Source organism: Bradyrhizobium sp. CCGUVB1N3, assembly GCF_024199925.1.
Taxonomy (GTDB): domain Bacteria; phylum Pseudomonadota; class Alphaproteobacteria; order Rhizobiales; family Xanthobacteraceae; genus Bradyrhizobium.
On the sequence record NZ_JANADR010000001.1, the window covers coordinates 2674324 to 2688627 of the forward strand.

A 14304-nucleotide genomic window follows, 5' to 3' on the forward strand; every position below is an offset into this window, starting at 1 on the left:
AGCATCGTGCGCGCGACGGTATACTTACCATGCGCGCACATCGCTGGACCGTTGACGGCCAATAGTCAATTGTCGCATCAAGATCGAAACGGGCAGGCTCCAAGCCTGTACTTTGGGAGGACTTGCCGCAATGGCCGAACCACAGCGCGCGCGACCGAAGCCGACGCCGGAGACGCAGCATTTCTGGGACGGCGCGAAAGCTGGCGAGCTCCGCCTGCAACGCTGCGATGCCTGCGCGCATGTCTATTTCCCGCCGCGTCCGTTCTGCCCGTCCTGCGCTTGCCGCAAGGTCAGCATCTTCAAGGCGAGCGGCAAGGGTTTTCTCTACAGCTACGTGATCAATCACCGCCCTGCCGCGCCTGGCTTCACGCCGCCTTACGCGATCGCGGTGGTCGAGCTTGCGGAGGGACCGCGGATGATGAGCAACATCATCGACTGTCCGCAGACGCCGGAAGCGCTCGAGCTCGACATGAGGCTCGAGGTCGCTTTCCAGAAGCTCGACGAGGTCATCACCCTCCCCGTGTTCCGTCCGGCGAAGGGATAGGCCATGCGCAGGAACCAGGTCGCCGTCGTGGGCGCGGCCGAGACCACCGAGCTCGGCGTCATCCCCACCATGTCGCAGCTTCAGCTTCATGCGGACGCAGCCCTCAATGCCATCGCGGACGCCGGGCTGAAACTGTCCGACATCGACGGCTTCGCCACCGCCGTCGAGACGCCGCAGCAGGTCTGCCATTATCTCGGCATCAAGCCGACCTGGGTCGACGGTACCTCGGTTGGCGGGTGCTCGTTCATGCTGCACGTCCGCCATGCCGCCGCAGCCATCGAAGCCGGCCTGTGCAAGACCGTGCTGATCACCCATGCCGAAAGCGGCAAGTCGATGATCGGCAAGCAGCCGCGCTCGATCCCCGCCGACAGCCTGCAAGGCCAGTTCGAGGCACCCTACGGCGTCTTCGGGCCGCCCAGCATGTTCCCGATCCCCGTTCTGCGCTTCATGAAGACCTACGGCATCACCCGCGAGCAGCTTGCGATGGTAGCGGTGGTGCAGCGGGAATGGGCGGCGAAGAATCCGCGTGCGATGATGAAGGAGCCGATCACGGTCGCCGACGTGCTCAACTCGCGCATGATTGCCTATCCGTTCCGGCTGCTGCAATGCTGCCTCGTCACCGATGGCGGCGGCGCGCTGATCCTGACCTCGGCCGACCGCGCCAGGGATTTTCCGCGCAAGCCCGTCTACATCATGGGCACCGGCGAGAGCGTCGAGACCCCGATGGTCAGCCAGATGGAGACCTTTAATTCCTCGCGTGCCTTCAAGGTCGCGGGCCCCCTTGCCTTCAAGGAGGCCGGCATCGCGCACAAGGACGTCAATCATCTCATGATCTATGACGCGTTCGCACATCTGCCGCTGTTCGGCCTCGGCGACCTCGGCTTCATGCCCCCTGAGGAGACCGGCAGTTTCATTGCCGACGGCAACACGCGGCCGGGCGGCAAGCTGCCGCTGAACACCAATGGCGGCGGCCTGTCCTACTTGCATTCGGGCATGTACGGCATGTACGCGCTCCAGGAGAGCGTGCGCCAGATGCGCGGCATCGCGCCGGCGCAGGTGCCCAATGCAAAGATTTCGGTGTGCCACGGCGTCGGCGGCATGTTCGCGGCAAGCGGCACGATCGTGTTTACGAACGAGAGGTAACTCATTCGCCATTCCGGCGCGCGCGCAACGCGAACCATCAGGGAATGACGGACACCACAGGAGACAACCCACATGACGAAATCACTGCAAGACAAGGTCATCATCGTCACCGGCGCAGGCCGCGGCATCGGCCGCGAGATCGCGCTGCTCTGCGCCGCGGAAGGTGCCAAGGTCGTCGTCAACGACCCCGGTGGGGCCGCCGACGGCGCCGGTTCGAACGCTGCGCCCGCTGAGGAGGTGGTCGAGGAGATCAAGAAGCGCGGCGGCACTGCGGTCGCCAACTTCGAGTCCGTGGCGGAAGCGATCCCGGCGAGCAAGATCGTCAAGACCGCGACTGATCATTTCGGCCGGCTCGACGGCGTCGTCAACAATGCTGGCATCTTACGCGACATGATCTTCCACAAGATGAGCGTGGAAGCCTTCGAGGCAGTCATCAAGGTGCACCTGATGGGCTCGTTCTACGTCTCTCACGCCGCGGCGCGGATTTTTCGCGAGCAGGAGAGCGGCTCCTTCGTGCATTTCACCTCGACATCCGGCCTGATTGGCAATTTCGGCCAGGCCAACTACGCCGCCGCCAAGCTCGGTATCGTCGGCCTCTCGAAGTCGATTGCGCTGGACATGAACCGCTTCAACGTCCGTTCCAACTGCGTCTCGCCCTTCGCCTGGACCCGCATGATCGGCACGATCCCGACCGAGACCGATGCCGAGAAGGCGCGCGTCGAGAAGATCAAGCAGATGGGACCGGAGAAGATCGCCCCGGTCTGCGCCTATCTGCTCTCCGATGCCGCCAAGGACGTCACCGGGCAGATCTTCGGCGTGCGCATGAACGAGATCTTCCTGTTCAGTCAGAATCGTCCGCTTCGCTCGGTACAGAGCAGCGATGGCTGGACGCCGCAGTCGATCGCCGAGCACGCGATGCCGGCGCTCAAGGGATCGTTCTACAAGCTCGATCGCTCGGCCGATGTTTTCACGTGGGATCCGGTATGACGCTGCATCGTCGTCATTCCGGCCGAACCCGGAATCTCGAGATTCCGGGTTCGCCCTTCGGGCGCCCCGGAATGACGAACCATTAAGGCTACCCCGTATTCCGCAAGCCCGCCGAGATGCCGTTGATGGTGAGCTGAATGCCGCGCAGCACCTGCTCGTCCGGGTTCTGTGCGCGGTGCTCCTTCAAGAGCTCGACCTGCACGTGGTTGAGCGGATCGAGATAAGGGAAGCGATGGCGTACCGAGCGCTCGAGCAGCGGATTTCCCTGCAGCAGCCGGTCCTGCCCCATGATATCGAGCAGCGTCTCGATGCATGAATGCCATTCGCGGCGGATGCGGCCAAAAATCTTTTCGCGCAAGGCTTCGTCCGGCACGAGCTCCGCATAGCGCGACGCAATCGCGATCGAGCTTTTTGCGAGCACCATGTCCATGTTCGAGAGCAGCATGCGGAAGAACGGCCATTCCCGGTAGAGCTCTTTCAGGAACGGCATGCCCTTGTCGGGATGCTCGCCGATCCAGGTCTCGACCGCGCTGCCAAAGCCGTACCAGCCGGGCAGCATCAGGCGGCACTGCGCCCAGGAGAAAACCCAGGGGATCGCGCGCAGATCCTCGATCGCGCGGGTCTTCTTGCGCGAGGCCGGACGGCTGCCGATGTTGAGCGTGGCGATCTCGTTGATCACGGTCGATGACCAGAAATAGTCGACGAACCCATCGGTCTCGTAGACGAGGCCACGATAGGCCTTGAACGTGAGGCTCGACAATTCATCCATCGCGGTCAGATATTCGCGGCGCGGCGCGCTCTGGCGCGGATGCAGCAGGCTCGCCTCCAGCGTCGCGGCGGCAAGAATCTCCAGATTATTGCGGCCGACTTCGGCGTTGGAATATTTCGACGAGATGATCTCGCCCTGCTCGGTGATGCGGATCTGGCCGTTCACCGCGCCGCCCGGTTGCGCGATGATGGCGTCATAGCTCGGGCCGCCGCCGCGGCCGACCGAGCCGCCGCGGCCGTGGAACAGGCGCAATCGCACGCCGTGGCGCTCGAACACCTCGACGAGGTTGATCTCGGCCTTGTAGAGTTCCCAGCCCGAGGTGACGAAGCCGCCATCCTTGTTGCTGTCGGAATAGCCCAGCATCACCTCCTGCACGCTGCCGCGGCTGTCGACGAGACGGCGGTAGTCGTGCAGCGAGAGCATGCGGTCCATGATGCTGCCCGAGGCCTGCAAGTCCTCGATGGTCTCGAACAGCGGCACGACGTTGATGGCGCTGCGCCCCGACGGATTGACGAGACCGACCTCCTTCAAGAGCACGGCCACCTCGAGCATGTCCGACATGCCCTTGCACATCGAGATGATGCATTGGGGAATGGCATCCGAGCCGAACTTCGCATGCGCCTCCGCGGCGGCATGGAAGACGTTGAGCTCGCCCATCGTCTCGTCACTGTACTTGACGAATTGCGAGACCAGCGAGCGCGTGCTGCGCAATTCGTTGGTGAGCAGCGCAATGCGCGCCTCCTCGCCGAGCGCGAGATAGGACATGCCCGGGTTCGCCGCATCGATCAGCTCGGCGATGGTGCGCTCGTGCACCGCCGAGTTCTGGCGGATGTCGAGCCGCGCCAGATGGAAGCCGAAGCAATCCACCGCGCGACGCAGCAGCCGCAGCCGGCCGCGCGCGATGACACGGGCGTTGTTCGAGATCAGCGAGCGATGCAGCACGTCGAGATCGGCCTGCAATTCCCTGACGCTCTCGTAAGGAGCGCCCTTGCCGACCGGCCTGCGCGTGATCTCGACCTGGAGCTTTTCGGCCGTCGCCGTCAGCCGCGCATAGATGCCGGAGACCGCGAGGCGATAGGGCTCGCCGCTCCGGTGCGGCGAGGTATCGGGCGAACGCTCGGCGAGCGCGCGCAGCTCCTCGGAGACGTCGGCGAGATGCGCCGCGATCGACAATTCCGAGCCGAGCACGTGAAGCTCGTTGAGATAGAACTGCATCACCCGGCTCGATTGCAGTCGCAGCGTGCCGCGCATCACGTCGGCGGTGACGAAGGGATTGCCGTCGCGGTCGCCGCCGATCCAGCTTCCCATGCGCAGGAACGAGGCGAGCTCGGCCGCCGCCCGCTCGCCGCCCTCCTCCAGCCGGTCCTCCAGCGCGTTGACGAGGCGCGGAACCTCGCGAAGGAACGTGTAGTCGTAGAACGACAGGCCGTTGCCGACCTCGTCGAGCACGGTGAGCTTGGTCCGGCGCAACAGATTGGTCTGCCACAGCGTCAGTACCTCGCGCCGCAACTGCTCATCGCTGGCGGCGGCCTCGTCCGGCGTCAGTGCGACGCGCTCGCGGCGGTCGAGCAGCGCCGCGACCTCCATCTCGCGGTCCATGGTGCTCTTGCGGCGGACCTCGGTCGGGTGCGCCGTCAGCACCGGGCTGACGAGGGCCTCCCTGAAGAAGTGGCGCAACTCCTCGCCGCTCAAGCCCTCGCTCTTCGCGCGCGTCAGCGTCTCTGCGAGCACCCCCGCCCCGCCGCCCTTGGCGGCACTACGCGCCCGCATTTGGCGGATGTTGTTGTGGTCCTCGGCGATGTTGGCGAGATGGGAGAAATAGCTGAAGGCGCGGACGATCCGCAAAGTATCGGGGATCGACATGCCGTCGAGGATCTGCTCGAGCTCGCGGCGGGCGAGCCGGTCTTCGTCGCGGTGGAACCGGATCGAGGTCTGGCGGATGCGCTCGACCAGATCGAACACGTCGGCGCCCTCCTGGTCGCGCACCGTGTCGCCCAGAATACGTCCCAGCAGGCGGATGTCGTCCCGCAGCCGTACATCCGCCTCCAGCGCCTGGGCCTCCTCGGCTCGGTTGGAACGGTCGATCGCTGCATCAGATGGTACGGTCTGGAGGGACATGGCTTGCTTCCCTTCGAAGCCCCTTGGCTTCCCGGCCCAGCGAGTGTGCAAGTTTTCTGCCGCGGTGCAAGATAAACTTGGAGGCGGCGCACACTGGGGGCCAAACGGGCAAAGTCGTAGAGATGATTGCCCGAACGGCGCAAGCGACTTCCTTTTCCTCGAAATCAACCCCATGCAAAGTAGGGCTTGCCCGACGCATCAAACAAGAAGCACAAGATATTGTGGTCCGGTGTCGCTTTCGCTTACCCCGGCTACGGGACTGAGCCTAATGCCCCTCGAATTCGGCTCGCGCTGCGCTAGGGTCTGTACTCAATAAGGATTCCGGCTGAGCCCGGTTTGTGATTCAAGGTCTCCGAAGATGATTTGGAGGCCGGGATGGCGAAGGCGCTCTACCTTTTGAACGATGCGGAATGGCGGCGGATCGAGCCGTTGTTGCCCCGTGGTCGGCGTGGAGCGCGTCGCGTCGACGATCGCCGGGTGATCAGCGGGATCGTCTACATGCTGCGTTCGGGCGGTCGCTGGCGCGATTGCCCGGCGGGGTATGGTCCCTACACGACGATCTACAATCGCTATAATCGCTGGAGCCGTCAGGGGATTTGGCACGACATCTTCAAGGCTCTGACCGGTCATAGCGGCATCTTCGGCACCGTCGCCATCGACAGCACCCACGTCAAAGCCCACCGCTCCGCCGCTGGCGCAAAAGGGGGGACTTCGCGCAAGGTATCGGCCGCTCGCGCGGCGGGCGCACGACGAAGCTCCACGGCCTGACCGACGCCAAAGGACGGCCTCGGGTGCTTTTGCTCACCGCCGGCAATGTCAACGACATCACCGTTGCCGCCGATCTGGTCCGCGCTATCGGTCCCTTCCGCCGCCTGATCGCCGACCGCGGATACGACGCCGATCACCTGCGCCACCTGATCAAGGGCCGCAAAGCTGAACCGGTCATCCCCTCGACCACATCAAGGCGCAGCCCTATTCCTTACGACAAACGCGCTTACAAGCAGCGAAACCGCGTCGAACGTATGTGGTGCAGACTCAAAGACTGGCGTCGCATCGCCACCCGATACGACAAACTCGCCAGGAATTACCTCAGTGCAGCCTTCATCGCCGCCGCAGTCACCTATTGGCTCAATTGAGTCCGGACCCTAGGCCGGCACGATCACCTTGCCGATCGGCCAGAGCGCGATGCCCGCGAGCTTCAGGTGAGCCCAGGCGAAGGGAATGCCGATGATGGTGAGCGCAAGGATGACGGCGGTAACGACGTGGCCGAGCGCCAACCACCAGCCGGCAAGCAGGAACCAAACGATATTGCCGAGCACCCCGAGCGGGCCAGTGCCGATATCGCTGGCGCCGGTGACCTCGTCACGCCGCACCGCCTTCTAGCCGAACGGCAGGAGCGTGTAGACGGCGATGTTGAACGCCGCCCGCGCCCAGGGCAGGCCGACGATGGTGATGGCCATGATGACGGATGCCACCAGCCAGCCGAACGCCATCCAGGCGCCGCCGATGAGAATCCAGAGCAAGTTCAGCAGGATCGAAACCGGAGCCATGAGATAATCCGCCGTCAATGATCAACGCTTGTATAAGCTCGAAAGCTGTCGCTGCGAAGACAGCTCGGAAATCTGTCGCCGATCAGCTGCGGACATCAACTCGAGGTTTCCTTCCCAAGCCAGTCGTCTTGTACGGATCAAAGTCCTTGGCGCCGGCTGCGTTCGGCGCGAAGCGAAGCGCCGACAAACCCCACATCTTCGATTCCGCGGTGGATCTCCGTCGAGCAAATCCAAAGCATCAGTGCGGCAGCGCCAAAGGAGGTCAATCCGGTCACGATAACCGGACTCAAACAGAATACCCCGAGAAGGTTGTCGAGCGGTAGGAGCCCGCTCTGCCAGCGCGCCACGCACGCCGAGGATGCGACAGCCCACCCGCCAAGCAACACACCGACCGCGTTTGCGCCGGCAAGCGCAGTGACGACGATCGCGAGCCCCTTCTTCACGGAAAGCCCAACATCAACCAGCTTGACGATAGCGCCACACGCAACGGCAAAAATGATAGTCGCACCCCATCCCGAAAACCCCAACAGCCTGCCCTGCGTCTGACTTGTCCAAACCCAGAGGCCTGCTGCGCAGGCCAACAGAGTAAGGTTGACCTTCACAGCTTCCGGAAACTTGCAGCGAAGCGCATGGGCATTCGCCTTCTCGACCAGGTCGAGCAGCGCGCAGGCGATCAGGCCGGCCGCAAAGCCGCCGAGGTGCACACCCCAATCGATGCGCGAGTTGCTGATCGCGAAGGCAACGTTCAATCCGATATTGATGGCGAAGAAGTCGAACCTGAGGTCGAGCTTGCCGAGAATCCACAGGCAGAGCAGCGCCCCCAGGATGCCTGACGTGGCGCCGGACGCGCCTACCGTCAGGTAAGGGGTCGCATGAATGGCGTTGCCAATGATGGCACCGAGCACCATCGCGCAGAAATAGATGATCAGAAAATAGGCCGGCCCGACCCGCTTCTCGAGATGTCCGCCCCACAGAACAAGACACAGCATGTTGGTCGTGAGGTGAACGAAATTGACGTGAAGGAAGCCATAGGCGAACAGCCGCCAATACTCATGCCGCGGCAACGCGCCCGAATACATCCCGCCGTAGCGAAACAGCAGTTCGGCCGGCGCCGACGAACCACCGCCCGACTGAATGAGGCAGAGGCCGGACGCCAGAACCGTCGCCGTCATCACGACGTAGAGTGCTGCATGAGGGGCTTCGAAGAAGCCAGGGCTGGTGCGGTATATGGCCATGGATCATTGCAAACGAATGAGGTGAATACCTCAACCTAGCCGAGCCGCTGCATGATTGCTACTCCTGCGTGCAAGATCGCGGTCTCATGTATGGACGCGCAGCAACGCCTCGAGCATTGCCGCGCAGAGCCAGCCTCACATCGTCCCCGGTAGCTCTTGTTTCTTTGTTTGTTGAAGTTGTCGCCGATCTTGCGCCGGCCTTGCCCCTCATGGTGAGGAGGCGCATCAGCGCCGTCTCGAACCATGAGAGCCCGTGGCCCATCCCTCGAGACGCCGCCTTCCGCGGCTCCTCGGGATGAGGACAGCGCTAATCCGCAAATTTCGGTGCGCGCTTTTCCATGTTGGCGCGGACGGCTTCGGTCTGGTTCGCACTGCCGATCAGCTTTTGCTGCTCGACGGATTCGGCAAGCAGCGCGGCAGCAGGATCGACCGAGAGATTGTTCAGCATGCGCTTTGCCGCGCGGATCGCATCCGGGCTCTTTCCGGCGATCTCGCGCGCGACTTCCAGCGCCGCGGTGCGCGGATCATCGCAGATACGCGTTGCGAGGCCGTATGACATCGCCTCCTGCGCCGAGAAGATACGCCCCGTGTAGGTGAGCTCGCGCAGAATGTCGTCGCGCACGAGGCTTGCCAGGATCGGCGTGCCCGCCATGTCGGGCACGAGACCCCATTTGATCTCCATGATAGACATCCGCGTATCAGGTGCGACGAAGCGCATGTCGGCGCCGAGCGCGAGCTGGAAGCCGCCGCCGAAGGCGACGCCGTGCACGGCCGCGATCACAGGCACGGGGAGTTGACGCCACCCCCATACCGCCTGCTGCGCAAAGTTCGCCTTGCCGTGCGTGCGCGCGGTAAGATCGCGATTTTCGCCACCCGGAATACCGTTGCCGCCCTTCTCCTTCATGGCGGCAAAACGCCCCATGTCGAGGCCGGCGCAGAACGCCCGCCCCTCGCCCGACAGCACGACGACGCGCACGCCTTTTTCCTTGGAAAGCCGGCCGGTTGCGTCCACCAATGCCTGAAACATCGCCTGATCCAGCGCGTTCATCTTATCGGCCCGTACAAGACGGACATCGGCGACGCCTTCGGAAACCGAGATCGAGACGCGCTCTTCCATGGATCAATTCTCCCCTGTTCTTGCTCGGTGCCGCTTTACAGGACGGCGACGGCCGGATTTAGTCAATTGACCAATTAACTCATAATCCATCGAGGGGAAACGCCATGTTCAAGGAAAATCTTCTGACCGGCCGGCGCATCCTTGTGACCGGCGGCGGCACCGGTCTCGGCAAGTCGATGGCGTCGCGCTTTCTCCAGCTCGGCGCCGAGGTGCACATCTGCGGCCGGCGCAAGATCGTCTGCGACGAGACGGCGACCGAGTTGATGGACCTCTACGGCGGCCGCGTCACCAGCCACGGCGTCGACATCCGCAACGCGCTTGCGGTCGACGAGATGATCGAGAACATCTTTCGCGAGGGCGCGCTGACCGATCTCATCAACAACGCGGCCGGCAATTTCATCTCGCGTACCGAAGAACTCTCGCCGCGCGGCTTCGATGCGGTCGCCAACATCGTCATGCACGGCACGTTCTACGTGACGCATGCAGTCGGCAAGCGCTGGATTGCGGCGCGGCAACCCGGCAATGTCGTCTCGATCACCGTGACCTGGGTACGCAACGGCTCGCCCTACGTCGTTCCATCAGCGATGAGCAAGTCCGCGATCCACGCCATGACGATGTCGCTTGCGACCGAATGGGGCCGTCACGGCATTCGCCTCAACACCATCGCGCCCGGCGAAATTCCGACCGAAGGCATGAGCAAGCGCATCAAGCCCGGCGACGAAGCCGGCGCGCGCACCAAGGCGATGAACCCGATGGGCCGCGTCGGCTCCATGGAGGAACTGCAGAACCTCGCGGTGTTCCTGATCTCCGGCGGCTGCGACTGGATCAACGGCGAGACCATCGCCATGGACGGCGCGCAGGCGCTCGCCATGGGTGGCAATTTCTACCAGCTCCGCGACTGGACCGACGACGACTGGACCAAGGCGCGCGAGTCCATCATGGCGCAGAACGAGAAGGACCGGGCGGCGAGAGGGTGAAGGCCCCTCATAGTCGTCCTGGCGAAAGCCAGGACGACTCGCGGAGGGCGTCATCGCGCATGAGACGCCCTCAATGCTTCCCCGGGCCCATATACCCGAACAAGAATCCCGCCACCTTCCGCATCTGGATTTCCTCGCTCCCCTCCGTGATGCGGTAGCGGCGGTGGTGGCGGTAGATGTGCTCAAACGGCTTGTGGCGTGAATAGCCCATGCCGCCATGGACCTGCATGGCACGGTCGGCGGCTTCGCAACACAGGCGGTTTGCCCAGTAGTTGCACATCGAGACGCGGTCGGAGAGCGTTCGCTCGACCTGCTCTTCGGTGAGCTTGTCCATCTCCCAGGCGGTCTGGCGGATCAACAGGCGCAGCATCTCGGCTTGGGTCGCAAGCTCGACCAGCGGGAACTGGATCGCCTGATTCTCGGCGAGCGCCTTGCCGAAGGGCTTTCGCTCGCGTGCATATTTCACGCTCTCGTTGATGCAGTAGACGGCGGCGCCAAGCGAGCTTGCGGCCTGCCGGATGCGGTTCTGGTGGACAAAACATTGCGCCAGCGACAGGCCCCGGCCGACCTCGCCGAACAGCGCATCCTCCGGCACGAACACGTCCGTAAAACTGACGCGCGGATGGTCCGTCGGCATGTTGAAGGTCCACATGTATTCCTCGACCTTCACCCCATGGCTGCTCGCCGGCACCAGGAAGCAGGTGATGCCGCGCGCATCGCCGTCATTGCCTGAGGTGCGCGCGAACAGCGCGCAGTGGGTGGCGACGTGCATGCCGGTCGTCCACATCTTCTCGCCGTTGATGATCCACCCCTTGACGTTGCCGCGGGTCGCCGGCACCGCGCGCGTTTCCATGTGGGTCGCGTCCGAGCCGTGATGCGGCTCGGTCAAGCCAAACGTGATGCGATACTTGCCTTTGATCGAGCCGTCGATCATCGCCTTCTGGTCATCGCGGCCGTAGCGGTCCAGCATGGTCACGACGGGGAAATTGCCGACGATGGAATGCTCGTTCTGAAGATCGTTGTGCAGGCCGAGACCTTTTGAGGCGAAGTGCTCGCGGATCACGGCCATCCAGAGGTTTGAGCCGTCCTTGCCGCCATATTGCCTCGCCACGGCAAAGCGCAAATGACCGGCGGCATCCGCGGCGTCCTTTGCCTTACGCAGCAGCGCTTCCCATTCATGACGCGGCAGGCCGCCATTCTCGAAATCGGTGCGCGCCCATTCGCGGCGATGATCGAAGAAGCGGATGTTGTCGTCGGCCTCCTCCAGCGGCTTGATCTCGCGAGCGATGAAGGCATCGAGCTCTCCGAGATAGGCGACGAGATCGGCAGGCAATGAGAAATCCACGGCAGTCTCTCCCGGATCAGTCTTGTCGTTTTGCGTTAAGGCGCTACGCACTTTGTTGATTGCTTCGAATAAGGTGAGAAGAGCGCGAGCAAGTCAAGCAAGCCGAGAAGCGCCGATAACGCAACGCGCGCTTGCGCAATTGGGTGGTGCCCAGCTCCGGACGCGCGTTACTATGGGGATCAATTCCTTCCAACAGAAAATGCGGGAGCGCGACCATGGAGCTGAAATTTTCCAAAGTGGAACGCAAGGGACCGGTCACGATCGTCACGCTGTCGCGGCCCGAGGTCTACAACGCGCTGCACACCGACGCGCATTTCGAGCTCAACAAGGTGTTTGACGATTTCTCCGCCGATCCCGAACAGTGGATCGCGATCGTCACCGGCGCCGGCGACAAGGCGTTCTGCGCCGGAAACGATCTGAAATGGCAAGCGGCCGGGGGAAAACGCGGCTGGGACAAGGGCGGCTTTGCCGGCCTGACCTCGCGCTTCGACTGCGACAAGCCGATCATCGCCGCCGTCAACGGCGTCGCGATGGGCGGCGGTTTCGAGATCGCACTCGCCTGTGACCTGATCATCGCCTCCGAAAACGCAACCTTCGCCCTGCCCGAGCCGCGCGTCGGCCTTGCCGCGCTCGCCGGCGGCCTGCACCGACTGCCGCGGCAGATCGGGCTGAAGCGCGCCATGGGCATGATCCTCACCGCGCGCCACGTCAGCGCCAAGGAAGGTTTTGAGCTCGGGTTCGTCAACGAGGTCGTGCCGCAGGGCGAGGCGCCCGCCGCCGCGCTGCGCTGGGCGGAGATGATCACAAAGAACTCGCCGATGTCGATCCGCGCGTCGAAGCAGACCATCCAGAAGGGGCTCGCCGTGTCGCTTGAGCAGGCGATCGAGGAGCAGCGGGAGTACCCGGCCGTGAAGGCGATGGTGGCCTCGCAGGACTACATCGAGGGGCCGAAGGCGTTTTCCGAGAAGCGGCCGCCGAAGTGGTTGGGGAGGTAAGTCGCCTGCTCTCTCCGCTCGTCATTCCGGGCTCGTCGCTACGCGACGCCCCGGAATGACGGTGGAGGGAGATGTAGGATGGGTAGAGCGCAGCGAAACCCATCAGGAGCGTCCGTGCGTCATGATGGGTATCGCTTCGCTCCACCCATCCTACGATTTCCGTTCCAGCTCCCGCCTGTACGACGCGTAATTCGGCTGATCCACCGCGAGCTTGTCCATCGTGGTCTGCCAGAGATGCTCGGCAAGACCCGGCGTTGCGAGATCCACTTCGCCCTCCGCGATGCGCTCGGCGAGGGCGCGGTTGAGCTCGGCCACCGAGCCGTCGATGCCGAGCAGCGCGCGCAGCCGGTCCGCCTCCCTCGCATCGCTCCCCTCCTGCAGCGTCAACTGCCGCGTCACGAGGTCGAGGGCGTTGATCGCCACACGCAGCTTGAACGCCTGGTGGCCGGAGATCAGCGGCGCGATGTCGCTGCGGAGGAAATCGGCAACCGCTTTGGTCAGCTCGATGGGCGCGGGCTCGTCCTGCATGGTCAACTCCCTCGCGGCGCCAGCAGGCGCAACAGGTCGATTTCGGTTTCGGAGGCGCGGCGGCCGATCATGGCGCGCTCCATCGAATGATCGGGACCGGTGCGAAACCGCTGCATCATGCCGCAGCACATGATGCCCCAGCGCAGCGTGCCCATCACTTCCCAGAATTTCACCCGCGCCGGATCGACCTTGCGGCCCGCGGCCTCGTAACCCGCGAACAATTCCTCGCGCGGGCCAAAACCGCCGACGGGCTTGTCGATCTCGCCAAAGCGCCAGGAGTTGACGCAGATCCAGCCGAGATCCTCCATGGGATCGCCGAGATGGGCGAGTTCCCAATCCAGCACCGCGCGCACGCCATCCGCACCGATGATGAGATTGCCATTGCGGAAGTCGCCATGCACCAGCGTGACCTCAGTAGAGGGACCAGGATTGTGGTCGCGCAGCCAGCGCAGCGCCAGCGCGAACACGGGCTTGGGCCAGTCGAGGCTGCGATAGTCGCGCTCGAACTCGTCGATCTCCTTTGCCGCGGTCATGCGCCGCAGCTCGGGCAGTTGCGAGAGCGGAAGCTTGTGCAAACCGGCGAGCACGCCACCGAGCTGCCGCGCCAGCATGGGACGCGCTGCAGCGAATGCCTCATCGCGAAGAATCTTGCGCGCAATGGTTTCGCCCTCGACGCGCTGCATGATGAAGCCGGTGCCGAGATCATCCTCGGGCTCGAGGACATGCAGCACGCGCGGCGACGGCAGTCCCGCCTCGAACGCGAGTTGCATGAGCCTCGCTTCAGCCGCAAGGCCCGCCGCGCGCGAGGGCGCCGCGCCATAGCCCTTCGGCGCACGGCGCAGGATCGCGCCGATCGTGCCGTCCGGATGCGCGATGTCGAAGCGCCAGGTTTCCTGGCTGGCGCCGCCCGACAGTTTTTCCGCACCGGTCGCGCCGGTTGCGCCCGGGCACCAGCGCGCGACGCTGCGCGAAAGCTCCGCCTCGATCATTTGCCTC

12 protein-coding genes and 1 pseudogene are annotated in these 14304 nt (G+C 63.8%); 6 read left to right on the plus strand and 7 right to left on the minus strand.

What is annotated here, in order from left to right:
- Positions 1–130 precede the first annotated feature (130 nt).
- The 3 genes from NLM33_RS12655 (at position 131) to NLM33_RS12665 (ending at position 2674) form a co-directional block, all read left to right on the plus strand.
- Positions 131–544: a Zn-ribbon domain-containing OB-fold protein gene (locus tag NLM33_RS12655; RefSeq protein WP_254096371.1), complete on the plus strand. Its 414-nt coding sequence runs from the start codon at positions 131–133 to the stop codon at positions 542–544.
- A gap of 3 nt (positions 545–547) precedes the next feature.
- The gene (locus tag NLM33_RS12660; RefSeq protein WP_254096372.1) at positions 548–1687 is read left to right on the plus strand and encodes a thiolase; all 1140 of its coding nucleotides are present in this window, start codon (positions 548–550) and stop codon (positions 1685–1687) included.
- Between the two features lie 72 nt (positions 1688–1759).
- Positions 1760–2674 (plus strand): SDR family oxidoreductase, encoded by a 915-nt coding sequence (locus NLM33_RS12665; RefSeq protein ID WP_254096373.1) that lies wholly within the window; start codon positions 1760–1762, stop codon positions 2672–2674.
- A gap of 88 nt (positions 2675–2762) precedes the next feature.
- Here NLM33_RS12665 and ppc read toward each other — a convergent pair whose 3' ends face one another.
- Positions 2763–5561, minus strand: coding sequence for a phosphoenolpyruvate carboxylase (gene ppc, locus NLM33_RS12670; protein WP_254096374.1), 2799 nt, complete (start codon positions 5559–5561; stop codon positions 2763–2765).
- A 375-nt stretch (positions 5562–5936) separates the two neighbouring features.
- On the opposite strand from ppc, the gene NLM33_RS12675 reads away from it, so the two are divergent.
- A protein-coding gene (locus NLM33_RS12675) for an IS5 family transposase (RefSeq protein WP_371929940.1) occupies positions 5937–6697 on the plus strand; the annotation gives its coding sequence in 2 pieces (ribosomal slippage) (positions 5937–6275 and positions 6278–6697; 759 coding nt in all).
- A gap of 9 nt (positions 6698–6706) precedes the next feature.
- Here NLM33_RS12675 and NLM33_RS12680 read toward each other — a convergent pair.
- The 3 genes and pseudogenes from NLM33_RS12680 to NLM33_RS12690 all read right to left on the minus strand — a co-directional run bounded on the left by NLM33_RS12680 (position 6707) and on the right by NLM33_RS12690 (position 9463).
- Positions 6707–7111 (minus strand): annotated as a pseudogene (locus NLM33_RS12680) (YccF domain-containing protein).
- A gap of 137 nt (positions 7112–7248) precedes the next feature.
- Complete coding sequence (locus tag NLM33_RS12685) at positions 7249–8346, minus strand: rhomboid family intramembrane serine protease (protein ID WP_254096376.1); 1098 nt, start codon at positions 8344–8346, stop codon at positions 7249–7251.
- 307 nt (positions 8347–8653) lie between these two features.
- Complete coding sequence (locus NLM33_RS12690) at positions 8654–9463, minus strand: crotonase/enoyl-CoA hydratase family protein (protein WP_254096377.1); 810 nt, start codon at positions 9461–9463, stop codon at positions 8654–8656.
- 104 nt (positions 9464–9567) lie between these two features.
- Between NLM33_RS12690 and NLM33_RS12695 the strand changes: the two genes are divergently transcribed.
- The gene (locus NLM33_RS12695) at positions 9568–10440 is read left to right on the plus strand and encodes an SDR family oxidoreductase (RefSeq protein ID WP_254096378.1); all 873 of its coding nucleotides are present in this window, start codon (positions 9568–9570) and stop codon (positions 10438–10440) included.
- 70 nt (positions 10441–10510) lie between these two features.
- Here NLM33_RS12695 and NLM33_RS12700 read toward each other — a convergent pair whose 3' ends face one another.
- On the minus strand, positions 10511–11785 hold the full coding sequence (locus tag NLM33_RS12700) for an acyl-CoA dehydrogenase (protein WP_254096379.1): 1275 nt from the start codon (positions 11783–11785) through the stop codon (positions 10511–10513).
- Between the two features lie 215 nt (positions 11786–12000).
- Here NLM33_RS12700 and NLM33_RS12705 point away from each other — a divergent pair, with 215 nt between their 5' ends.
- The gene (locus NLM33_RS12705; RefSeq protein WP_254096380.1) at positions 12001–12780 is read left to right on the plus strand and encodes an enoyl-CoA hydratase-related protein; all 780 of its coding nucleotides are present in this window, start codon (positions 12001–12003) and stop codon (positions 12778–12780) included.
- A 150-nt stretch (positions 12781–12930) separates the two neighbouring features.
- Here NLM33_RS12705 and NLM33_RS12710 read toward each other — a convergent pair whose 3' ends face one another.
- Both NLM33_RS12710 and NLM33_RS12715 read right to left on the minus strand, forming a co-directional pair.
- Positions 12931–13308, minus strand: a complete 378-nt coding sequence (locus tag NLM33_RS12710; protein WP_254096381.1) for a DUF6285 domain-containing protein — start codon at positions 13306–13308, stop codon at positions 12931–12933.
- Between the two features lie 2 nt (positions 13309–13310).
- Positions 13311–14297, minus strand: a complete 987-nt coding sequence (locus NLM33_RS12715) for a phosphotransferase family protein (RefSeq protein WP_254096382.1) — start codon at positions 14295–14297, stop codon at positions 13311–13313.
- Positions 14298–14304: the final 7 nt, after the last annotated feature.